The sequence below is a fragment of the Novosphingobium sp. TK46 genome (assembly GCF_055361525.1).
In genome coordinates this window covers 2,079,708-2,099,944 of the sequence record NZ_CM143963.1, presented here as the reverse complement: position 1 = coordinate 2,099,944, position 20,237 = coordinate 2,079,708, and the positions used below count along the sequence as shown (strand labels likewise).

The following is a 20,237-nucleotide window of genomic DNA, read 5'->3' as shown; positions in this document are numbered from 1 at the left end:
GCCCTCAGCTGCCGCGCTTGACCTGGCAGCTCAGGCCTGCCCCCTTGAGCGTGGCGCAAAGGCGATTGGCGGCATTAGTATCGCCGGGCACGGCCTGCAGGCGATAGACGGTGCCGATGTCGGCGCGCCCCTCGACGATGCGGTACTTCATGCCCGATAACGCTTCATATTGCGTGGACAGGCGGGTCCAGCCCTTGTCGGCGGACTCGCGAGTGGAATAAGCGCCGATCTGCACGCCGACACCGGTGGTGTCGGTCGACGCCGCCGACGATGAAACAGCTGCCGGCGATGCGGCCGCGTTGCCCTCGGGCTTGGGCGTGATGGCGGGTGCAGGCGCATCGCTGCCCATGCGGACTTGCCGGGTCTGGCCTTCCGCCACAGCGAAGCTGGTGTCGCCGGTGCCGGCGACGACTTCACCACCGGGATTGGCCGGTCTCGTCTTATATGGCGTGGTCGGTGCCGCGATCGTCTCGCCATCGGCAACCAGCGTCTCGTCGGGTCGGTCGCGCTGGAACCACCAGATCGCGCCGACGATCACGCCCAATGCCACCAGTCCAAGCAGAACGAAGGCGATGAGTTGCCCGGTGCCCGAGCGGTTCTGATCAAGATCGTCGTCATCGTCACCCTCGAGCCACGGCAGGCGGACGTCGTCATCGCCGAGGTCAAGCTCTCCCGTCTGATCGAAGCGGTTGTCGAACGATCGGTCGGTGCCGACCTTCGAGCCGGTCCTGGCGAACGCCTCGCGTTCATCCTCGATGCGCGAATCGTCGCGGCCCACACCCGGATACGCCATCGCCATCGTCACATTTCCTCCACCGCCTCGACACCGAGCAAGGCCAGCCCATTGCGTACCAACTGCCCGATCTGGGTTGCAAGAAAAAGCCTAGCGCCGGTCAGGTTACCATCTTGTGCCACGATGAAGCGCTTTTCGACGCGATCGTTGCCGAGGTTCCAGTAGCCATGGAACGCAGCCGCCAAATCCTGCAGGAAGAAAGCGATCCGATGTGCCTCGCGCGCGGCGGCGGCGGCTTCGACGATGCGAGGGAACTGCGCGGCCAGCTTGATGAGATCCAGCTCTTCCTCGCCCAGCAGCTCTACATGCTCGCCCGATGGCGCGAAGCCTTCCGCCGCGCCCTTGCGCAGGGTCGAGCTGACGCGGGCATGGGCATACTGGACGTAGAACACCGGGTTGTCCTTCGACGCCTCGACCACCTTGGCGAAGTCGAAGTCCATCTGCGCCTCGGGTTTGCGGGTCAGCATGGTGAAGCGCACCACGTCCTTGCCGACTTCCTTCACCACGTCCGCCAGCGTAACGAAGGTGCCCGAACGCTTGGACATCTTCACCGGCTCGCCATTGCGCAGCAACTGCACCATCTGGACCAGCTTGATCTCGAACGGGATCGCCCCCGTTCCATCATTGGCGCCGTCGGCGCTGGTCAGCGCGGTGACCGCGGCCTTGATCCGCTTGACGGTGCCGGCATGGTCGGCGCCCCAGATGTCAACCAGCGCATCGGCATTCTGCGCTTTCTGGAAGTGGTAGGCGAGGTCGGCGCCGAAATACGTCCAGCTGCCGTCGGACTTGCGGATCGGGCGATCCTGGTCGTCGCCAAATTTGGTCGAGCGGAACAGCGGCAGTTCGACCGGCTCCCAGTCGTCCAGGGTCTTGCCCTTGGGCGCTTCCAGCACGCCGTCATAGACGAGATCGCGGGCGCGCAAAAAGGCTTCGGCTTCCTCGGGCTTGCCGGCGGCCTGCAGTTCCGCCTCCGACGAGAACAGGTCGTGCTCGATGCCGAGCAGCGCCAGATCCTGCTTGATCATCACCAGCATCGCCGCGACCGCCTTTTCGCGGAACAGGATCAGCCAGTCGCTTTCGGGCGCGGCGACGTACGTGTCGCCGAACTCCTGCGCGAGCGCCTGGCCCAGCGGCACCAGGTAGTCGCCAGGGTAGAGCCCCTCGGGGATCGTAACCGTCTCGCCCAATGCCTCGCGGTAGCGGACGTGCACCGAGCGGGCGAGCACGTCGACCTGCGCACCCGCATCGTTGACGTAGTATTCGCGGATGACCTTGTAGCCCGCCGATTCCAGCAGCGTGCAAAGCGCATCGCCCACCACCGCGCCCCGGCAATGGCCCATATGCATCGGCCCGGTCGGGTTGGCCGAGACATACTCGACGTTCACCACCGCGCCGCCGCCTGCATCCGACTTGCCATAGTCCGCGCCCAACGTCGCGATCGCACGCAGTTCGGCCAGCCAGGCGGCGGGCGACAGGCGCAAGTTGATGAAGCCCGGACCGGCGATCTCGGCGCTGGTCACGTCGGGCAGCTTGGTCAGTTCGGCGATCAGCGCCTCGGCCAGATCGCGCGGCTTCAAGCCCGCAGGTTTGGCCAGCACCATCGCCGCATTGGTCGACAAGTCGCCGTGCGAGGGATCGCGCGGCGGCTCCACCGTGATCGCCCCGCGCTTCATCCCCGCCGGCAGCGTGCCTGCGGCTTCCAGCGCGTCGAGCGCGGCGGAGAGATGACCGGTGAAGGCGGCGTAGAGGGTCTGGTTCTGGCTCATGGTGCGCGCCGGTTAGCCGGTTTGCCCCTTCAAACCAACCTCCTTCAAATTCGCCCGGCTTTCCTGTATCGGGCCAGCCATGCCCCCATCAACGTCCCCGCAGACCTACAAGGTCAAGAGCTTCGGCTGCCAGATGAACGTCTATGACGGCGAGCGCATGGGCGAACTGCTCGCCTCGCAAGGCATGACCGCCGCGCCCGAGGGGACCGATGCTGACTTGGTCGTGCTCAACACCTGCCACATTCGCGAGAAGGCGGTCGATCGCGTCTACTCCGACATCGGCCGCCTGCGCCGCGATGACGGCTCGGTCCCGCTGATCGCGGTCGCGGGCTGTGTCGCCCAGGCCGAGGGCGAGGAGATCATGGCGCGGGCGCCGTCTGTGAAGATGGTCGTCGGCCCGCAAGCCTATCATCGCCTGCCCGAAATGGTGCGAGAGGCGGCGGCCGGTCGATCCTCGACCGACACCGACATGCCCACCGCGACCAAGTTTGCCAGCCTGCCTGCGCGACGCCGCAGCGGGGCGACCGCCTTTTTGACCGTACAGGAAGGCTGCGACAAGTTCTGCACTTATTGCGTCGTGCCCTACACGCGCGGCGCGGAAGTCTCGCGACCGTACGCCGACCTCGTCGACGAGGCGCAGCGACTGGTTGACAGCGGTGCGCGCGAGATCACGCTGCTGGGCCAGAACGTCAACGCTTGGACCGGACAGGACGCGAAAGGCCGCGACGTCGGGCTGGACGGCCTGATCCGCGCCCTCGCCGCGATGCCCAGCCTGGCGCGCATCCGCTACACCACCAGCCACCCCAACGATATGACGATGGCGCTGATCGAGGCCCACGCCACGATCCCCAAGCTGATGCCGTTCCTGCACTTGCCGGTGCAGTCGGGATCGGATCGCGTGCTCAGGGCGATGAACCGGAGCCATTCGGTCGAGAGCTACTTGCGGATCCTGGAGCAGGTGCGCGCGGTGCGCCCCGACATCGCGGTCTCGGGCGATTTCATCGTCGGCTTTCCCGGCGAGACCGATGCGGAGTTCGACGAGACGGTGCGGCTGGTCGAAGCTGTCGGCTATGCCCAGTGCTTCAGCTTCAAGTATTCCCCACGACCCGGCACACCGGCAGCGACGATGGAAGGCCAGATCGCTCCAGAGGTAATGGATGAGCGGCTACAGCGGCTGCAGGCGTCGCTGAACCGCACCCAGCTCGCCTTCAACCAGGCCAGCGTCGGGCGTGTGTGCGACGTGTTGGTGGAGCGCAAGGGCAAGCTGCCCGGCCAGTGGCTGGGCAAGTCGCCCTGGCTGCAATCGGTGCACTTCTTCGATGACGCCGCTATCGGTGATATCGTCTCCATCGAACTCGTGGAGGCAGGGGCCAATTCGCTGGCGGGTCGTCCCGCCTTGCGGATGGTCGCCTGAATGCGCATCCGGCCCCGGCGCATCGCTGCACCGGGGCCGGACGACAGGCTTACCAGAAGAAGCCGTTATGCACCTGCAACACGCGTCCGTTGCGGATGTTCACCAGCGCCACGTCGTTGCCATAGCGGACCCAGCGCGCGTTGCGGGCGGGAGCCGGCAGGCGATAGTTGCGATAGTCGTTTACCCAATACCGATTGCCATAGTACTGGCGATCGAAACGGTGACCGACGGCAACCGGGCGATATTGATATCCGCGCGGTCCGGCGTAGGCGGGGCGGCGGTAGGCATCGCGATGGGTGCGGCGATAGTCGCGCCAATCCTCACGCACTTCGCGACGTGATTCGCGCACGTCGCGGCGGGCATCGCGCACATCGCCACGATCGCCGTAGCGCTGGGCATCGCGCAGGTCTCGCTGGTCGCGGCGCAGATCGCGCTGGCTTTCGCGCACCTCGCGCGCGCTTTGCGCCTGCGCCGCCACCGCAACGAAAACCGCCGGAACCATCGCGCTGGCCGCCAGCGCGGCCATGATGAACTTACGCATCTCTATCTCCATCTTCGGCACCCCCGAGGGGCAACACATTCACCTTTGGAGCTGTTAAACTGAACGGAGTGACAACCACAGCTTCAGGACCAATGCAGGAATGTCGCGAGATGTATTCGGTTGCTGAACATCAAGTGCGTGATCGCAATTGTGGACAGTGCGGTGTCCGCCCGCTTGCGCATGCCAAACCGCAGCCTAGATTGGACGTACACTGAAGCGCGTTCATCCTGAAAGGAGCGCATGGCCCGCAAGATAGCGCAGCGTCCAGAGTCGACGCAATTTCGGCCCGACCATCATCGGCGGGCGCGTGTCGAGGTTGAATTCGACCAACCCGCGCTGCTCGGGACATTGTTCGGCCAGTTCGATGCCAACCTGGTGCAAGTGGAGAACCGGCTCGGCGTCTATATCGCCGCGCGGGGCAATCGCGTGCAGATCGAAGGCCCCGAAGACGCGGTCGCCCGCGCGCGCGAAACACTGACGGGCATGTATCACCGCCTGGAACAGGGCCACGCGCTCGATACCGGCGCCGTCGAGTCGCTTATCGTCATGTCCGCAGAACCCACGCTCGAAGGCATCATCACCGGCGATGCCGGCGGCAACCCGCCGATCATGATCCGCACCCGCAAGAAGACGATCGTACCGCGTTCGGCGATGCAGATCGACTACATGCGGTCGCTGACCCGTGCCGACATCATCTTCGCGCTCGGCCCGGCAGGCACGGGCAAGACGTATGTGGCGGTGGCGCAAGCCGTCAGCCAGTTGATGACCGGCTCGGTTCAGCGCCTGATCCTGTCGCGCCCGGCGGTGGAAGCGGGCGAGAAGCTGGGCTTCCTGCCCGGCGACATGAAGGACAAGGTCGATCCGTACCTGCGACCCTTGTACGATGCGCTCTATGATTGCATGCCCCCCGAACAGGTCGAGCGCCGGCTGGCCGCGGGCGAGATCGAGATCGCCCCGATCGCCTTCATGCGCGGGCGGACGCTGGCCGATGCCTTCGTCATCCTCGACGAAGCGCAGAACACCACGCGCGAGCAGATGAAGATGTTCCTCACCCGCTTCGGCCAGAACAGCCGCATGGTCGTGTGCGGCGACCCGCGCCAGATCGACATCCCCGGCGGCGAGCGCATGAGCGGCCTGGCCGATGCGGTCGGGCGCCTCGAAGGCGTCGAGGGGATTGAGGTGACACGGTTTACTTCTGCAGATGTTGTGAGGCACCCGATCGTGGGTCGGATCGTGGACGCTTACGAGGGGCAGGAGGCTTAGGTCGGGCCAGCTTGAATAGCGGATTGTCCGGTTGCGACCCGATTGCGGACGCTTGCACCGTTAATTCAAATCGCGCATGACCGCCGATCGCGCGGGATTTGCCTTTCTCGCGATGATGCGAGAGCAATCTTTTGAAACACAGTCAGTATTGCTGATGCTTATGCGTTGGCCTAGCCGCGTCTCCCGAGCCCGATAATCGAGCTATCAACTGGAGTGAGCGTTGTCGCGATTGCCTGCACGACTAATCATAAGCTTTGCGACAAAGGACGAGTTTAGGAGCGGATACTACGTTCCCCGCACCACAATCTATGCCCCCTATCGTGTATAATGTCGCATTCCCGCTCGTCGGTGGCAGTCACCAGTTTCTTCACGGCCTGCCAGTGGCTGCTTCATTGTCACGCCGTCCAGATGTGACAGTCGAGATTTTCACGCCTTGTCAGTCCGACGCAAACTTCGCCCGTGACATGCTTCAAGCGCTGGGTGCGGAGCGGGTAGCAATCACCGTGATGATGCTACCTACCATCGTAAGTGGCCTGTCAAAGCGTCTAAGCGCATGTGGCCCCTTGAAGATCCTTCGTCTGGCTTGGTGGTGTAATCGCATGCGCCAGTTCGACTGCATCGTGGCATTGGAGCGCACGTCAACTTGGCTCACACGGGTGCCGGGTCACTGCCCACCGATAGTGCACATCCCTCATGGAGTTGGCGGTCCGCGCCGTGCGAGCGGCAAAGGGGTGGATCGGCGCTTCTCCTTGTTTGATCTTGCACTGGTGGCGGGGCCAGCGGACGTTCGGTGCACCGTCGAACACTGCCTTTTGCCGCCAGAGCGGGTATTTGCGGTGGGTCAGGTCAAACTGGCTGGATTGAACCGCCTGCGAAAGCTGGCTTGTCAGCCCCTATTCGCCAATGGGCGACCGACGATCCTTTACAATCCGCACTTTCACCCACGTCGCGGAAGCTGGACGCGCTTTGGCAAAGAATTAATCCGGACTGTGAAGGAAGATGGAAACTTCAATCTGATAGTCGCGCCGCACGTGCGGCTGTTTGCCGATAAACCGTGCGCCGAACGCAAAGCCTTGGAAGCGCTGTCAGACCCGGAGTGGCTTATCGTCGATCTCGGCTCCGAGCGCTGCATGAACATGACCTATACCCTAGGGGCTGACATCTATGTAGGCGACTTCAGCAGCCAACTTTACGAATGGCTTATTTTTCCACGCCCGTGCGTGTTCATCGATCAGGTGGCTGATGGTGGCTCCGGCGACACCAAGTTGCCCGCCATGTGGAGCCTTGGCGAGACGGTAACCACGCCGGAACAGATCCTTGGTTCACTTCATCGTGCGACTGCGGACCACGAGCTTTACAAAGCTCTACAGCTTGAAGCGATCCTTGATACAGTCGGCGACTTTCGCAATCCAGCGGACGAAAACGCAGCAGACAGGATCATCGAGTTTCTTGGCGAGCGATCCCCATCTTTGGGCAATGATTAAGCCAAGGAGAACGCAACGCAGGGTCGCCGTCCGCTTTCCACCGCCAGTTCAGACATTCCGGCCGCAGCATCGACCTAGGTCTGTGCGCGCCAGTAAGCTAAAAGCATCGCCATGGACATCGAGATCGATATCGAGGAGCCTTGGCCCGCCCTGCCTAGCTGGGACGCCTTGGCCGAACATGCCGCCAAAGCCACGGGCCTAGTCGCACCCGAACTCGCGCATCCTCGCCTCACCGCCAGCATCCTGTTCACTTCGGACGAGGACATCCACGCGCTGAACGCCGAGTGGCGGGGCAAGGACAAGCCGACCAACGTGCTGTCCTTCCCCATGATCGAGCGCTCCGACCTCGTCGATCTCGCTCCGAGCGGCCCGCCCGAGATGCTCGGCGACATCGCGCTGGCTTACGAGACTTGCGCGCGCGAGGCCATCGAGAAGGGCATCCCCATCGACCACCATGCGGCGCACCTGATCGTGCACGGGCTGCTCCACCTCGCCGGGTACGACCACGAGACCAGCGACAAGGACGCGACGTCAATGGAGGCACTCGAAACAAAGGCTCTTGCGGTGATGGGCCTTGCCGACCCATATGGCTGCGAACGTTAATCGACAGGGGCTCAGCAGCACGATGGCCGACAATGGCCGGCACACAGAATCCGGTTCGGGAGAACCGGACAGTAGCGGCACGCTCTGGCGTGTCATCCGACGGATGTTCGTTTCCGATGTCGATCAGTCGCTTCGCGCGCAGATCGAGGATGTGATCAACGAGCACGAGGGCGAAAGCTCTCAGGATCAGAGCGGCGACCTGTCGTCGCTCGAACGTCAGATGTTGCGCAATCTGCTGCATTTCAGCGAGCACGATGCCGACGACGTCGCCGTTCCGCGCGGAGACATCATCGCGATCCCGGCTTCCGCAAGCTGGGACGAAGTGGTCGAATCCTTTGCCGAGCATGGCCACAGCCGGATGCCGGTCTATGGCGAATCGCTCGATGAAGTGCGCGGCATGATCCACATCAAGGACGTGTTCCCGATCCTTGCACGCGGTAACGTCGCCCCCGCGGACTGGACGACCCTGCTGCGCCAGCCGCTGTTCGTGCCGCAATCGCGCGGCGCGCTCGACGTGCTGGCGGACATGCGTGCCAAGCGCATTCACCTGGCGGTGGTGATCGACGAGTATTCGGGCACCGACGGCATCATCACGATCGAGGATCTGGTCGAGGAAATCGTCGGCGAGATCGAGGACGAGCACGATGACGCGCCGGATGTCCTGCTGGTGCCGCTCGACGACGGCATGTGGGATGCGGACGCGCGCGTCGAGCTCGACGAGGTCGCCGAGAAGATCGACCCCCGACTTGCCGAGATCGAGGAATCGGTGGACACCCTGGGTGGACTCGCCTTCGTGATGGCGGGACAAGTTCCCGAAGTCGGAACGATCCTGGAGCATGCGAGCGGCTGGCGTCTGGAAATTACCCAGGGCAACGAACGACATGTGACGAGAATACGGCTGCATCCTCCGGTGGACGTGGTGGAGAGCGAAACTGACTGAGGCGCACGGCAACGACCGGCACGCACGGCGAAAAGGTAGCTGGACTTGGTAATACGCCGCCTTCCCCCGCTGCGCGCGCTGGAAGCGTTCGTGCGCGTGGTGCGCCTGGGATCCGCCAAGGCCGCGGCGAGCGAGCTCGCGCTGTCGCCCTCCGCGCTGTCCCGCCGCGTTTCGGCGCTCGAGGATTTCACCGGCAAGCGCCTGTTCACGCGCCAGCACCAGTCGATGAAGCTGACCGACGAAGGCCAGTCGTTCTACAACGCCATCGCGCCCAAGCTGGAAGAGCTGGCCGAAGCGGTCGAGGCGCAGATCGATACCGGCCAGGTCCTGCGTCTGCACTTGGGCGTACCATCGCTGTTCGGCGGCCAGCGGCTGTTTCCCCGCTTGCCTGAGCTGCGGCGCCTCCATCCCCGCCTGCATATCGACATCGAGACGGGACCGAACCTCGAGGGGCAGATCGGCGACACCCTGGATGCCGCGATCATCCTGACGAAGATGCCCGATCCCTCGTTCTACTCGTTCGTGCTCGACGAGAACCGGGTCTATGCGATCGTCTCGAAGGCAACTGCGCAAGAATTGGGTGACACGCCCGACGCGGCCAAGCTGTCGCGCCAGACGTTCCTGATCCATAACGATCTGCCCGACAGCCTCGATGCCTGGAAGGCGGCGATCGGGATGAGTTCACTGCAACCCGCCTCCGTCGATCGCTTCGATTCGGGCCAATTGGTGCTCGAGGCGGCCGCGCAAGGGCTTGGCATCGCGATCATGCACGACGATCACTTCCGCCGCTCTCACGACGACCGGCTCGCGGTGCTGTACGACATCGATGTCGCCAGCCCTTATCGGTACTGCTTCATCTGCCGCCCCAAGGATCTGGAGACCCGGCCCGTGAAGATCTTCCACGAATGGCTGATCAAGGCCGACCTTTGAAGGCCCCGGCCGTCGAGGGAAAGCACATCGAAACAAAGGGGAAAGAGCATGGCACTTGGCACGTTCGTCCGTAGTCTCGCGTTGAGTTCCGCCGCGGTCCTTTCGATCGCCGCAACACCGCCAGCACCCCCCGCCTTCCCCACCGGCGACACGGTCGACACCATCCAGGGCCAGCCGATCGCCGACCCCTATCGGGCGTTGGAAAACGCCGCTGATCCAAAGGTCAAGGCGTGGAGCGACGCGCAGAACGTGCGCACGCGTGACTATCTCGATGCCCTGCCCGGACGCGCGGCGATCGCGGCAAAGCTGACCCGCATGTTCAAGGATCGGTCGCCAGCCTATTGGGGTCTGCATCCGGCGGGCGGCCGCATCTTCGCCGGCTACAGCGATCCTGCGGTCCAGCAAGCCATGCTGGTGGTTCTGAACGCAGCGGGCGATCCGGCGAGCCGCAAGCCTCTGGTCGATCCCAACACCATGGATCCCAGCGGCCACACCGCCATCGACTGGTTCGTACCCTCACCCGATGGCAGCAAGGTCGCGGTCTCGATCTCGCAGAACGGGAGCGAGGACGGCACGCTGCATATCTACGATGCCGCAACCGGCAAGGAGATCGAGAAGCCGATCGACCGCGTGCAGTTTCCCACGGCCGGTGGATCGCTGGCGTGGACGGCCGACGGCAAGGGCTTCTGGTACACCCGCTATCCCGAGCATTCGCAACCCGAGAGCGAATGGCACTTCAACCAAAGCGCGTATCTTCATATCCTGGGCAGCGACCCCGCGAAAGACAAGCTGATCCTGAGCGCTGAGGACGGCATTCCGCGTACCGCCGAAATCTTCCTGAGCAACGCAGAACACGGCAAGGCCGCGCTCGCTTCGGTGCAATGGGGCGATGGCGGTCAGTGGCTGCATTATGTGCTGACGCCGGATGGCAAGGCGCTCAAGATCGCGGAATATGCCGATCGGGTGATCGGCGGCGTCGTGATCGCGAAAGACGGCACCGTCTATGGCGTCTCGCGCAAGAACGCGCCGATGGGTAAGGTGGTGAAGCTTGCCGCGCCCTACACCGGCGGCTTCGCCAAGGCGGGCGTGATCGTGCCCGCGCGGACCGACGCCGCGATCATCGACGGCGGATCCGATTTTCCGCTGGTGCTGGCCGACGGCAAATTGTTCGTCACCCGCATCGCCGGTGGTCCCAACACGGTCGGCATCTACGACCTTTCCGGCAAGGATCTGGGCGCGCTCGACGTGCCGCCGGTCTCGTCGGTCAGCGACATCGTGCCGCTGCCCGGTGGCGACGTGCTGTATGACGTCAACGGTTATACCGAACCACCGCATTACCTGCGCTGGAGCGCGGCGACGATGAAATCCACGCCGACCGCGATCAAGGTGACGACGACCGTCTCCTACGCCGATGCACAAGTGAAACAGATCTTCGCGACATCGAAGGACGGCACCAAGGTTCCGGTCACGCTGGTGATGAAGAAGGGCACCACGCTCGATGGCAAGAACCCGCTGCTGCTTTACGGCTACGGCGGCTATGGCGTTAATGTGACGCCCGGCTTCTCCGCGGCACGCACGCGCATGCTGCTGGACGGTGGGGTCATCTACGCGGTCGCCAACATCCGCGGCGGCGGCGAATATGGCGAAACCTGGCACACCCAGGGGATGCTGACCAACAAGCAGAACGTGTTCGACGACTTCACGGCGGCGGCGCAGGATCTGATCAAACTGGGCTACACTAGCCACGACAAGCTGGCGTTGCAGGGCGGATCGAACGGCGGCTTGCTGATGGGGTCGCAAATCACCCAGCATCCCGCCCTTGCCAAGGCGGTAATCAGCCAGGTGGGCATCTACGACATGCTACGGGTCGAGCTCGATCCCAACGGCGCGTTCAACATCACCGAATTCGGGACGGTGAAAGACCCGGCGCAGTTCAAGGCGCTCTACGCCTATTCGCCGTATCATCACGTCGTGAAGGGGACCGCCTACCCCGCCGTCCTGTTGATGACAGGCGCCAACGATGGCCGCGTCAATCCGTTTCACTCGCGCAAATTCGCCGCAGCATTGCAGGCGGCGACATCGTCGAAGGCGCCGATCCTGTTGCGCACGTCGGCAAGCTCAGGGCATGGTCAAGGCTCGTCGCTGGACGAGGTGATCGCCCAGCAGACCGACATGACGATGTTCCTGTTCGATCAGCTAGGCGTCGATCCGGTCAAGGCTGCGGCGGCGAAGTAACGCCGGACGCCGTTTCCGCAGGCTGAGGGACGGGAGCGGGCAGGAGTGCCGATTTCGCGCGGCGCTCCCGCTTGACCCGTGGGTCGCGTTTCTTTTCGGCCTTCGATTTGGACTTGGCAGGGGGAATGGCAGAGGGGTCGGGCGGCAAGCCCCAGCGCAGATTGGCGGCCTCGCCCTCGGGCTGGACCAGCCTGTTCGTTGCGACGGAAGCCCTGGCGCCGCCATCGGCTTTGGCGGCGATCCATGTCACGCATTCCGCAAGCTCACGGATAGCATGGGCGGCGACCCGGCCTTCGGTCGGACGACAGTTGATGATGAGCATGTCCTGGCGCACCGGCGCGGTCCGATTGCGCAGCACTTCCAGGATATCGCCACGCTCGGCTATGGCGATGCGCTTGTTGGCATTGGGCTGGATCAAGGTATAGCGCGGCGAGGTATTGAACACGTAGGCGTCCACCCCGTCGTTCTCCAGCGAAACCTGGATCGCGATCGCGCCGCCCAGCGAGTGTCCGGTGACCACGATCGGCACCCCCTTGCCACCTTCCGCATCAAGCTTGGCGCGCTCTTCCTTGTAGAGCAGCAGGCCCTGGTCGCGCTGAGTGTTACCCAGGTTGCCATAAACCCAGTCGGTCAACTGGCGGGTGTCCGTACCGCGATACGCGATCACCCGTCGCTCCAGCGCGCCGGCCGGGCTGCGTTTGTCGTACACGGTGTAGTTGAAACCGTGGGTCTTGAGCTTGGCTTCCGCCTTGTGGATCGGCTTGAGCTTGGCCTTCGCCGCCTCGTCGCCCTTGGCCGCCGCGCGCTCCAGATCGCAGATGTCCTGCGTCGGCAGGCGCCGGATCACCGTGTAGCCGGGTGGCAGTTCGAACGCCTCGATATCATCGCAGTAGGCGTTGCTGGCAAGCTGGGCGTACTGCCAGGAGACTGCGGCGGTATCACGCGTGAATCCGCACCACCCTCCATCCTGATCGAAGCAAGGGCCGTGCGCCTGGGTGAGGTCGGGCAAGGCCCGCTTCGTGACGATGCATCCGCTGAGCCCCATCGCAAGCGCGACGAGGCTCAGGACGCGCAACTTGACGTTCGTAGGCTTCATTTCATCGCTCCTGCCATAGGGCGATGCCATTGGGCCACTTAATGCTGCGTTACGAGACTGAAAATCAGCCTTCGCCGACAGTTGCCTTCACGATCGTACCCGGCTCGCGCGGCGGCTCACCCTTGGGCAGCGCATCGACGTTTTCCATGCCTTCGACGACCTGGCCCCACACCGTGTACTGCTTGTCGAGGAAAGTGGCGTTGTCGAACACGATGAAGAACTGGCTGTTGGCCGAGTTCGGCGCGCTGGTGCGGGCCATCGAGCAAACGCCGCGCACGTGCGGCTCGGCGCTGAATTCGGCCTTGAGGTCGGCCTTGTCCGAGCCGCCGGTTCCCGTACCGTTGGGGCAACCGCCCTGCGCCATGAAGCCGTCGATCACGCGATGGAACTTCACGCCGTCGTAGAAACCTTCGCTGGCCAGTTCCTTGATCCGCTCGACATGGCCGGGCGCCAGGTCGGGGCGCAGCTTGATCTTCACGTCACCCGTCGAAAGCGTGAGATTGAGATATTCGTCGGCCATCTTGGCATCTCCTGTAAGTTCGCAGGCGCATATAGGGGCTGGTGAGGCGATGTCACGGGCATGACCCTGGATAGATCGCACTCAGGGCGCAAACGCTGCGCCGCAGCATCGTTGGTTGCTTTTGAGACGCACAGGGGTAGACCCCTCGCCCATGGCAGCCGAGCATCCCCAGGACGATCTGATCGAGCGCGTGGACCACGCGCCCGATGCCATGCCCGAGAACGAACATCACGACGAGGATAACCGGCTGAAGCCCGACTTCGTGCGCAGCGTCCGCGAGGCGCTGCACGAGGAGGACTTCGAGCGGGTTTACGACCTTGTCGAACCGTTGCACCCGGCGGATATCGCCGATCTGTTCGAACTGTTCGAGCAGGACCAGCGCCTCGACCTGGCGCGCGCCATCCGCGACCTGATGGGCGTCGAGGTGATCGCCGAGTTGAACGACTGGGTGCGCGAGGCGCTGCTGGAGGGCCTGCCCGCCGACGTCGTAGCCGAGATCGCCGAGCAACTCGACACCGACGACGCGGTCGCGATGATCGAGGACCTCGATCGCGAAGACCAGCGCGCGATCCTGGCCGAGCTCGACCCGGAAGACCGCGCCGCGATCGAAGCGGCCCTCGCCTATCCTGACGAGTCGGCCGGCCGCTTGATGAGCCGCGACTTCGTGGCGGTGCATGAATCGATGTCGGTCGGCGACCTGATCGACTTTCTGCGTGAACAACGCGAATTGCCGACCGAATTTTGGGAAGTGTTCATCGTCGATCCGATGCACCGCCCAATCGGCACCTGCTCGCTGTCGTGGATCCTGCGCACTCCGCGCGCGATCCGCCTGTCCGACGTCATGAAGCGCGAGCAGACGCTGATCCCGGTGATGATGGACCAGGAAGAGGTCGCGCTGCGGTTCCAGAAGTACGCGCTGATCTCTGCCGCAGTGGTCGACGACGCCGGGCGGCTGGTCGGCCAGATCACCGTCGACGACGTGGTCCACATCATCCAGGAAGAAGCCGGCGAGGACGCCCTGCTGCTGTCGGGCGCAGGCGATGGCGACATCAACGAGCCGATCATGCTGACGGTTCGCACCCGGCTGATGTGGCTGGTCGTCAACCTCGCTACCGCCATGCTCGCCTCGTCGGTGGTGGGGCTGTTCCAGGGCGCCATCACCAGACTGGCGCTGCTGGCGGTGCTGATGCCGATCGTATCGGGGATGGGCGGTAACGCAGGCACCCAGACGCTGGCGGTGGTGGTGCGGGCGCTGGCGACCAACCAGCTGACGAGTTCAAACACGCGCTGGATGATCCTGCGCGAACTGCGCATTGCGATGACGAACGGCCTGGCGCTGGGCCTGCTGATCGGGACCGGCACATGGTTGGTGTTCGGCATGCCGCTGCTGGGCGTCGTCATCGCCGCGGCCATGCTCATCAACAATCTGGTTGCCGGACTCGCCGGCATCCTCGTCCCCGTCGCGCTCGACCGTTTCGACATAGATCCGGCGGTGTCGTCAGCGGTCTTCGTGACCACCGCGACCGATACGATGGGCTTCTTCTCGTTTCTTGGCCTCGCGGTGCTGACAGGCCTCGCCTGACGGGGCGCGCGTTCTTATCTGGGGGCCATGCCGCTCCACATGACCAAGATCGCCTACGGAACCGAGAGCCCGGCGAGCCTCAAAGCCTGGCTGGAAAGCCATTCCGGCGCTTCCGGGGGCGAAGCGCTGATGACCACGCGCTACTTGCCCAAGCGGCACGAGGAGATGGTCGGCGGCTCACTGTACTGGATCTTCGAACACACGTTGATCGGCCGCTCGCCGCTGCTCGGCTTCACCCAGCGCGAGGACGGGCGCTGGCACATCCGGCTGGAGCCACGACTGATTCCGGTCCACACCCGGCCCCGGCGCGCGCACCAGGGCTGGCGCTACATGGAGGATGCCGACACCCCACGCGACCTGGGCGACGGCGAGGATGCGGGCGACCTGATGCCACCCCGGCTGATCGGCGAACTGGCCAAGCTGGGGCTGGTCTAGCGCCCCGTCAGCCGCCCCGGTCGATCCACCACCGCAACAGCACATGCGCGACGGCGGTGGCCGGTGGCGCGCCGAAGCTGCGCCCGTTTTCGTCCCGCGCGATGGCCTCCAATGCGTCGAGCACGTCGTCGCGGGTAAACCAGCGCACGTCCTCGAGTTCGGTGGTGTCGATCGTGATCGCCGCCTCGTCGGCATACGCATGGCAGCCGATCATCAGCGAGGACGGAAACGGCCAGGGCTGACTGGCGACGTAAGTCACGTCGCGCACGCGCACGCCCGCTTCCTCGAACACCTCGCGCGCGACGGCTTCCTCGATCGTCTCGCCCGGCTCGATGAAGCCTGCCAGGGCCGAATAGCGCCCTGCCGGAAAGCGGGGCTGGCGACCAAGCAGGACGCGTCCTTCGTGCTCGACCAGCATGATCGTGACCGGATCGGTGCGTGGGAAGTGCTCGGCGCGGCAATCCGCATCGGTGCAGTTGCGCTGCCAGCCACCCTTGGCAAGCACCGTCGGGTGACCGCTCACCGCGCAGAAGCGATGCCGGGCGTGCCAGCCGACCAGCGCCCGCGCGCCGCCGTATGTCGCCAGTTCATGGGCTGGCAGCACCGCCATCGCCTGCCAGCTGACCGGCCCGGCGAAGATTGCCTCGCGCCCGAACTGCGCGGGCACCTGGGCGAAGCAACCGACGCCATCGCGATCCGGATCGACGCCGAGGAACACCAGTTCGGCATCGGCCGCAGCATCGGCGACTTCGCCCCAGGCCAGATGCCCATCATCGGTCAGCACCGGATCGAGGCCATCGAGCAGCAGCAATCGTCCGCCTCTGGCCCGCAAGGCTTCGAGCGCGGCGGGATCGGAGCGGATGTGATCGGCCCGATCGATGCGCGCACCGGCAAAGGCGATGTAGGGGACGGCGGTCGGCAGCAGGTCGGCAATCGGTGGCATCGTCATCGTCTTCCAAGCAGCGCCATGACGTCCGCCTTCAGCGCCGTCTGGAATTCGGGCAGCAGCGATACCGCGTCGGCCGGCATGAACTGCGTGAAGATCTGCGAGCGCAGGCCGTGGATGATGTCGACCATGCCGACCGTCCCCGCTGCCCCCGCCCAGCCGTAGATACCCGCCTCGGCGCCAAGGCCGACGCGCCCGCCGGCGCCGAAGCCACCGACCGGCCCCATGATTGCCGGCCCCGGCACGCCCGCCGGCAGCAGGTTGGACGTGCCCAACCGCACCGCCCGCTCGGACAGCACCCGTTTGCCGTCGATCTGGCCGAACTGCGCCAGCATGCGCAGGAAGCGGTCATAGTCGCGCGGGCTGCTGACGAGGCCAGCCCCGCCGAACGGCGCCGCCGGCTTGTCGAGGTAGATCGACCTATCGCCCTCGTCGATCGCCACGAAGATGCCTTGCAGCACGCCATAGTTGGTCGCGAGTCGCTTGGCGTCGGCGCGCGGCACCTGGAAGAAGGTGTCCTTCATGCCCGCCGGTCCGAAGATGGTCTCCTTCAGGTAGACGTCGAACGCCTTGCCGGTGAGCACCTCGATGATCCGCCCCATCAGGTCCAGACCCATCGAATAGTTCCAGCGCGTACCGGGATCGTAGACCAGCGGCACTAGTGCCAGGTTGTCGGCGAACGCCTTCAAGCCCTGCACCGACTTGGCGCGCGTGAAGCCGGTGATCGGGAACCGGGTGATCTGCCCCGGCACCAGCCCCTTGTCCTGCATCAGCTTGGCGATCGGCCCGCTCTGGACGATGGCATAGCCCAGACCCGACGTGTGCGTCACCAGATGGCGCATGGTGATCGGACGCGGCGCGGCATGCAGCGCGGTGATCGAGCCGTCGTAGGTGTTCTGCACCTGCATGTGGCGGAACTGCGGGAGCACGTCGTAAACCGGCTGGTCCAGCGTCATCTTGCCTTGGGCGATCAGCTGCATCGCTGCCATGCCGGTTATCGGCTTGGTCATCGAATAGATGCGGAACAACGTATCGGGCGTCATCGGGTCAGGATCGGTGAAACCCTGACTGCCGCGTGCGACGAATTCGGGCACTTGCCCCGGCGCGCCAAGCGAGGCGACCATGCCGGGGAACTTGCCGGGGCCGACCCAGCGCTCCACCAGCGCGCGCACCTGCGGCATCAACTCGGGCCGCGTGGCGGCGTGCGACAGGTGCGGCAGGAACGCACCCAGCCCCGCCGCCGCTCCCAACTGCAGCAAGGCACGGCGATCAAGGGCGGCTTCGAGCATGCGGCGGGTAGACGTCAAACTTCGACTCCGGTCCGGGCCAGCGCGAGGTGCGCCGCCTTGGCGAATAGCGTCGGCAGCCCCGCCTCGTCGATCCGGGCGAGCGGCCACCACTCGCCGTCGAAAGCGCCGAGCCTTGCCCATTCGTTCCCACGGTAGACCTGCACTTGCAAGGTAAGCTCGAAATGGGTGAAGCCGTGCGCGACGGTGCCACCAGCGACCCAGTCGCCTCCCAGCGGCGCTTCGCCCCCGCCGTCGCCACGCGCGCTCCAGCCGTCGTCGGGCAAGGCGCGCATGCCCCCCAGCAAGCCTTTTGCGGCACGCTTGACCAGCCACACGGCATCGCCCCGTTCGATCCAGAACGCGCGGCCGACACGTTGCGGGCGCGCCTTCTTGGCCGCCTTGACCGGATAGCGGTCGGGCTCGCCCGTCTTGCGCGCCGCACAGTCGGTCGAGAGCGGGCACAGCAGGCAGCGCGGCGCGCGCGATGTGCAGATCGTCGCGCCCAGATCCATCATCGCCTGGGCAAAGTCTCCAGCGCGCAGCTCGGGGGTGATCGCATCGGCGTGGCACCGGATCGCCGTGCGAGCGCCGGGCAGCGGCTCGGCCACCGCGAACAAGCGTGACACCACTCGCTCGACATTGGCGTCCACCACCACCGCGCGGCGTCCAAAGGCGATCGCGGCGACGGCGGCGGCGGTATAGGCGCCCAGCCCCGGCAGTTCGCGCAGGCCTGCTTCGGTGTTCGGGAACGTGCCTCCGCTCGCGACGACCTCACGCGCGCAAGCCACCAGGTTGCGCGCCCGGGCGTAGTATCCCAGCCCCGCCCAGGCTGCCATCACATCCTCATCGCTGGCGGCGGCCAGATCCTCGACCGTCGGCCAGCGGCGCGTGAATTCGGCGAAGTAGCTTTTCACCGCCGCCACGGTGGTCTGTTGCAGCATGACTTCGGACAGCCACACGCGATAGGGATCGGACGCGACGCTGCCCGGCGGTGCGCGCCAGGGCAGGTTGCGCGCATGGGCATCGTACCAGGCCAGAAGCCGGGGGGCGGCCGTGTCATGCGATCTGGCTTCCATCGCGCCGCTATGGCATTGGCGAGCCAGCAATGGAACGGTCCGAACACTTGGCAGACCCCGAAACGAACAAAGCCGCCGCGCCCAAGAACAAGGCTGCGAAAGCTGGCGGCAAAGCCGGCGGCCTCAAGCCCTACGAGCGCCCGCGTGGTGGGCAGGCGCGTGCCATTTCAGACCTGATGCCCGAAGTCGGCCGCACCGCATTTCGCCGCTTCGGCTTCGTGCAGTCGAGCGTCGTCAGCCGCTGGCCCGAGATCGTCGGACCCCGCCATGCGCGGATCTGCACACCCGAATCCATCCGCTTTCCACCCGGAGAAAAGCACGACGGCATTCTGCAACTGGTGGTGGTGCCCGCGCATTCGCCGATGATCCAGCACGTGATCCCCGAGATCATGGACCGGGTGAACCGCTTCTTCGGCTACAATGCCATCGCTCGGGTCAAGATCCGCCAGGGCGAGGTCAAGCCTCCACCCACGACCGCGACGAAGACCGCGCCGCCTTCGCTCAAGCCGATCCCGATGGAATTGGGCGAGTCGCTGCGCGACATCGGCGATCCGGAACTGCGCGCCGTGCTGGAATCACTCGCGCGCAGCATGGGCGCCGCCGGCAACGCGGCCAAGAACACCGACAAGGACAAGACGTGAGCCACCGCACCATCCGCATCACTGCCCTGCTGGCTCTCGCCGCCCTGGGTATCGCCGCCGCACCACCGCACGGCAACTGGACCGCCACCGTGACGCAAGGGCCCGATGGGGCCTTCACGCTCGGCAATCCCGCCGCCAAGGTGAAGCTGACCGAATATGTCAGCTACACCTGCTCGCACTGCGCGAACTTTCACAAGGAAGCCGACGCGAAATTGCGGCTCGCCTATGTCCCGCAAGGCAAGGTGGCGGTGACGGTGGAGCAGGTTCTGCGCAACCCCATCGACCTTACCATCGCGATGTTGACCAACTGCGGCGATCCCAAGACCTTCTTCACCCGGCACAACGCCTTCATGGCTACCCAGGACAAGTGGCTGGCGAAGTACGACGGCTTCACTCCGGCGCAGACCGCGCGCTGGACCAGCGGGCCGGTGCCCACCCGCCTGCGCGCGATCGCCTCGGATTTCGACTTCTACGCGATCGCCGCGCACTGGAGCTATTCGCGGCCACAAGTCGACAAATGTCTGGGCGATGCCGCCACGCTCAAGCGCGTGACCGCCCAGACCGAAGCGGCATCGGCCAAGGGCGTGGACAGCACGCCCAGCTTCGCGATCAACGGCGAGGTGCTGGCCGATACCCACGATTGGACGCTGCTGGTGCCGCAGATCGACGCGCGACTTTGATCA

Annotated in this window: 19 protein-coding genes; 11 read left to right on the top strand and 8 right to left on the bottom strand. The window is 64.9% G+C overall.

Going from position 1 to position 20,237, the window contains the following annotated elements; translation table 11 throughout:
• Positions 1 to 4: 4 nt before the first annotated feature.
• Positions 5 to 799 (bottom strand): SPOR domain-containing protein, encoded by a 795-nt coding sequence (locus tag ACXJ1Z_RS10115; protein ID WP_463776409.1) that lies wholly within the window; start codon positions 797 to 799, stop codon positions 5 to 7.
• 2 nt (positions 800 to 801) lie between these two features.
• A complete protein-coding gene (gene argS, locus ACXJ1Z_RS10110) occupies positions 802 to 2,559 on the bottom strand; it encodes an arginine--tRNA ligase (protein WP_463776408.1) in 1,758 nt (585 codons plus the stop codon).
• A 79-nt stretch (positions 2,560 to 2,638) separates the two neighbouring features.
• Between argS and miaB the strand changes: the two genes are divergently transcribed.
• Positions 2,639 to 3,973, top strand: coding sequence for a tRNA (N6-isopentenyl adenosine(37)-C2)-methylthiotransferase MiaB (gene miaB, locus ACXJ1Z_RS10105; protein WP_463776406.1), 1,335 nt, complete (start codon positions 2,639 to 2,641; stop codon positions 3,971 to 3,973).
• 49 nt (positions 3,974 to 4,022) lie between these two features.
• Here the strand turns inward: miaB and ACXJ1Z_RS10100 are convergent, their stop codons facing one another.
• Positions 4,023 to 4,514 (bottom strand): RcnB family protein, encoded by a 492-nt coding sequence (locus ACXJ1Z_RS10100; protein WP_463776405.1) that lies wholly within the window; start codon positions 4,512 to 4,514, stop codon positions 4,023 to 4,025.
• 240 nt (positions 4,515 to 4,754) lie between these two features.
• On the opposite strand from ACXJ1Z_RS10100, the gene ACXJ1Z_RS10095 reads away from it, so the two are divergent.
• From ACXJ1Z_RS10095 to ACXJ1Z_RS10070, 6 genes are all read left to right on the top strand, one after another.
• A complete protein-coding gene (locus ACXJ1Z_RS10095) occupies positions 4,755 to 5,777 on the top strand; it encodes a PhoH family protein (RefSeq protein WP_463776403.1) in 1,023 nt (340 codons plus the stop codon).
• A gap of 599 nt (positions 5,778 to 6,376) precedes the next feature.
• A complete protein-coding gene (locus ACXJ1Z_RS10090) occupies positions 6,377 to 7,261 on the top strand; it encodes a CDP-glycerol glycerophosphotransferase family protein (RefSeq protein WP_463776402.1) in 885 nt (294 codons plus the stop codon).
• A gap of 111 nt (positions 7,262 to 7,372) precedes the next feature.
• Positions 7,373 to 7,864: an rRNA maturation RNase YbeY gene (gene ybeY, locus ACXJ1Z_RS10085; RefSeq protein ID WP_463776401.1), complete on the top strand. Its 492-nt coding sequence runs from the start codon at positions 7,373 to 7,375 to the stop codon at positions 7,862 to 7,864.
• A gap of 22 nt (positions 7,865 to 7,886) precedes the next feature.
• Positions 7,887 to 8,804, top strand: a complete 918-nt coding sequence (locus tag ACXJ1Z_RS10080; protein WP_463776399.1) for a hemolysin family protein — start codon at positions 7,887 to 7,889, stop codon at positions 8,802 to 8,804.
• Between the two features lie 45 nt (positions 8,805 to 8,849).
• A complete protein-coding gene (locus ACXJ1Z_RS10075) occupies positions 8,850 to 9,734 on the top strand; it encodes a LysR substrate-binding domain-containing protein (protein ID WP_463776398.1) in 885 nt (294 codons plus the stop codon).
• Between the two features lie 48 nt (positions 9,735 to 9,782).
• Positions 9,783 to 11,969: a prolyl oligopeptidase family serine peptidase gene (locus tag ACXJ1Z_RS10070; protein ID WP_463776397.1), complete on the top strand. Its 2,187-nt coding sequence runs from the start codon at positions 9,783 to 9,785 to the stop codon at positions 11,967 to 11,969.
• Here the strand turns inward: ACXJ1Z_RS10070 and ACXJ1Z_RS10065 are convergent.
• Together ACXJ1Z_RS10065 and ACXJ1Z_RS10060 are read right to left on the bottom strand one after the other, a co-directional pair.
• Positions 11,947 to 13,065 (bottom strand): Tle-like phospholipase domain-containing protein, encoded by a 1,119-nt coding sequence (locus ACXJ1Z_RS10065; RefSeq protein WP_463776395.1) that lies wholly within the window; start codon positions 13,063 to 13,065, stop codon positions 11,947 to 11,949. The two genes, ACXJ1Z_RS10070 and ACXJ1Z_RS10065, sit on opposite strands and share 23 nt — an antisense overlap.
• A gap of 64 nt (positions 13,066 to 13,129) precedes the next feature.
• Complete coding sequence (locus ACXJ1Z_RS10060) at positions 13,130 to 13,585, bottom strand: peptidylprolyl isomerase (protein ID WP_463776394.1); 456 nt, start codon at positions 13,583 to 13,585, stop codon at positions 13,130 to 13,132.
• Positions 13,586 to 13,796: 211 nt separating this feature from the next.
• Between ACXJ1Z_RS10060 and mgtE the strand changes: the two genes are divergently transcribed.
• Together mgtE and ACXJ1Z_RS10050 are read left to right on the top strand one after the other, a co-directional pair.
• On the top strand, positions 13,797 to 15,167 hold the full coding sequence (gene mgtE, locus ACXJ1Z_RS10055; RefSeq protein ID WP_463781226.1) for a magnesium transporter: 1,371 nt from the start codon (positions 13,797 to 13,799) through the stop codon (positions 15,165 to 15,167).
• A 27-nt stretch (positions 15,168 to 15,194) separates the two neighbouring features.
• Positions 15,195 to 15,602 carry a DUF1489 domain-containing protein gene (locus ACXJ1Z_RS10050; RefSeq protein WP_463776392.1) on the top strand — a complete coding sequence of 136 codons (408 nt, stop codon included), beginning with the start codon at positions 15,195 to 15,197 and terminating at the stop codon, positions 15,600 to 15,602.
• A gap of 7 nt (positions 15,603 to 15,609) precedes the next feature.
• Here the strand turns inward: ACXJ1Z_RS10050 and nudC are convergent, their stop codons facing one another.
• Genes nudC through ACXJ1Z_RS10035 form a run of 3 tightly spaced genes read right to left on the bottom strand, consistent with a single transcriptional unit; the run spans position 15,610 to position 18,913 of the window.
• A complete protein-coding gene (gene nudC, locus ACXJ1Z_RS10045) occupies positions 15,610 to 16,551 on the bottom strand; it encodes an NAD(+) diphosphatase (protein WP_463776391.1) in 942 nt (313 codons plus the stop codon).
• Positions 16,548 to 17,837: a serine hydrolase domain-containing protein gene (locus ACXJ1Z_RS10040; RefSeq protein ID WP_463776390.1), complete on the bottom strand. Its 1,290-nt coding sequence runs from the start codon at positions 17,835 to 17,837 to the stop codon at positions 16,548 to 16,550. Before ACXJ1Z_RS10040 ends, nudC begins: the two co-directional genes overlap by 4 nt.
• Positions 17,838 to 17,851: 14 nt before the next feature.
• Entirely contained in the window at positions 17,852 to 18,913 is a 1,062-nt protein-coding gene (locus ACXJ1Z_RS10035; RefSeq protein WP_463776388.1) for an A/G-specific adenine glycosylase, read from the bottom strand.
• A gap of 29 nt (positions 18,914 to 18,942) precedes the next feature.
• Between ACXJ1Z_RS10035 and ACXJ1Z_RS10030 the strand changes: the two genes are divergently transcribed.
• A complete protein-coding gene (locus ACXJ1Z_RS10030) occupies positions 18,943 to 19,554 on the top strand; it encodes a DUF721 domain-containing protein (RefSeq protein ID WP_463776387.1) in 612 nt (203 codons plus the stop codon).
• Entirely contained in the window at positions 19,551 to 20,234 is a 684-nt protein-coding gene (locus ACXJ1Z_RS10025; RefSeq protein WP_463776385.1) for a DsbA family protein, read from the top strand. Before ACXJ1Z_RS10030 ends, ACXJ1Z_RS10025 begins: the two co-directional genes overlap by 4 nt.
• Positions 20,235 to 20,237: the final 3 nt, after the last annotated feature.

What these genes read in the sequence shown, in the direction of transcription:
- ACXJ1Z_RS10115 (WP_463776409.1), bottom strand. Translation starts at nt 799, where the DNA reads ATGGCGATGGCGTATCCGGGTGTGGGCCGCGACGATTCGCGCATCGAG.
- argS (WP_463776408.1), bottom strand. Translation starts at nt 2,559, where the DNA reads ATGAGCCAGAACCAGACCCTCTACGCCGCCTTCACCGGTCATCTCTCC.
- miaB (WP_463776406.1), top strand. Translation starts at nt 2,639, where the DNA reads ATGCCCCCATCAACGTCCCCGCAGACCTACAAGGTCAAGAGCTTCGGC.
- ACXJ1Z_RS10100 (WP_463776405.1), bottom strand. Translation starts at nt 4,514, where the DNA reads ATGCGTAAGTTCATCATGGCCGCGCTGGCGGCCAGCGCGATGGTTCCG.
- ACXJ1Z_RS10095 (WP_463776403.1), top strand. Translation starts at nt 4,755, where the DNA reads ATGGCCCGCAAGATAGCGCAGCGTCCAGAGTCGACGCAATTTCGGCCC.
- ACXJ1Z_RS10090 (WP_463776402.1), top strand. Translation starts at nt 6,377, where the DNA reads ATGCGCCAGTTCGACTGCATCGTGGCATTGGAGCGCACGTCAACTTGG.
- ybeY (WP_463776401.1), top strand. Translation starts at nt 7,373, where the DNA reads ATGGACATCGAGATCGATATCGAGGAGCCTTGGCCCGCCCTGCCTAGC.
- ACXJ1Z_RS10080 (WP_463776399.1), top strand. Translation starts at nt 7,887, where the DNA reads ATGGCCGACAATGGCCGGCACACAGAATCCGGTTCGGGAGAACCGGAC.
- ACXJ1Z_RS10070 (WP_463776397.1), top strand. Translation starts at nt 9,783, where the DNA reads ATGGCACTTGGCACGTTCGTCCGTAGTCTCGCGTTGAGTTCCGCCGCG.
- ACXJ1Z_RS10065 (WP_463776395.1), bottom strand. Translation starts at nt 13,065, where the DNA reads ATGAAGCCTACGAACGTCAAGTTGCGCGTCCTGAGCCTCGTCGCGCTT.
- ACXJ1Z_RS10060 (WP_463776394.1), bottom strand. Translation starts at nt 13,585, where the DNA reads ATGGCCGACGAATATCTCAATCTCACGCTTTCGACGGGTGACGTGAAG.
- mgtE (WP_463781226.1), top strand. Translation starts at nt 13,797, where the DNA reads ATGCCCGAGAACGAACATCACGACGAGGATAACCGGCTGAAGCCCGAC.
- ACXJ1Z_RS10050 (WP_463776392.1), top strand. Translation starts at nt 15,195, where the DNA reads ATGCCGCTCCACATGACCAAGATCGCCTACGGAACCGAGAGCCCGGCG.
- nudC (WP_463776391.1), bottom strand. Translation starts at nt 16,551, where the DNA reads ATGACGATGCCACCGATTGCCGACCTGCTGCCGACCGCCGTCCCCTAC.
- ACXJ1Z_RS10040 (WP_463776390.1), bottom strand. Translation starts at nt 17,837, where the DNA reads ATGCTCGAAGCCGCCCTTGATCGCCGTGCCTTGCTGCAGTTGGGAGCG.
- ACXJ1Z_RS10035 (WP_463776388.1), bottom strand. Translation starts at nt 18,913, where the DNA reads ATGGAAGCCAGATCGCATGACACGGCCGCCCCCCGGCTTCTGGCCTGG.
- ACXJ1Z_RS10030 (WP_463776387.1), top strand. Translation starts at nt 18,943, where the DNA reads ATGGAACGGTCCGAACACTTGGCAGACCCCGAAACGAACAAAGCCGCC.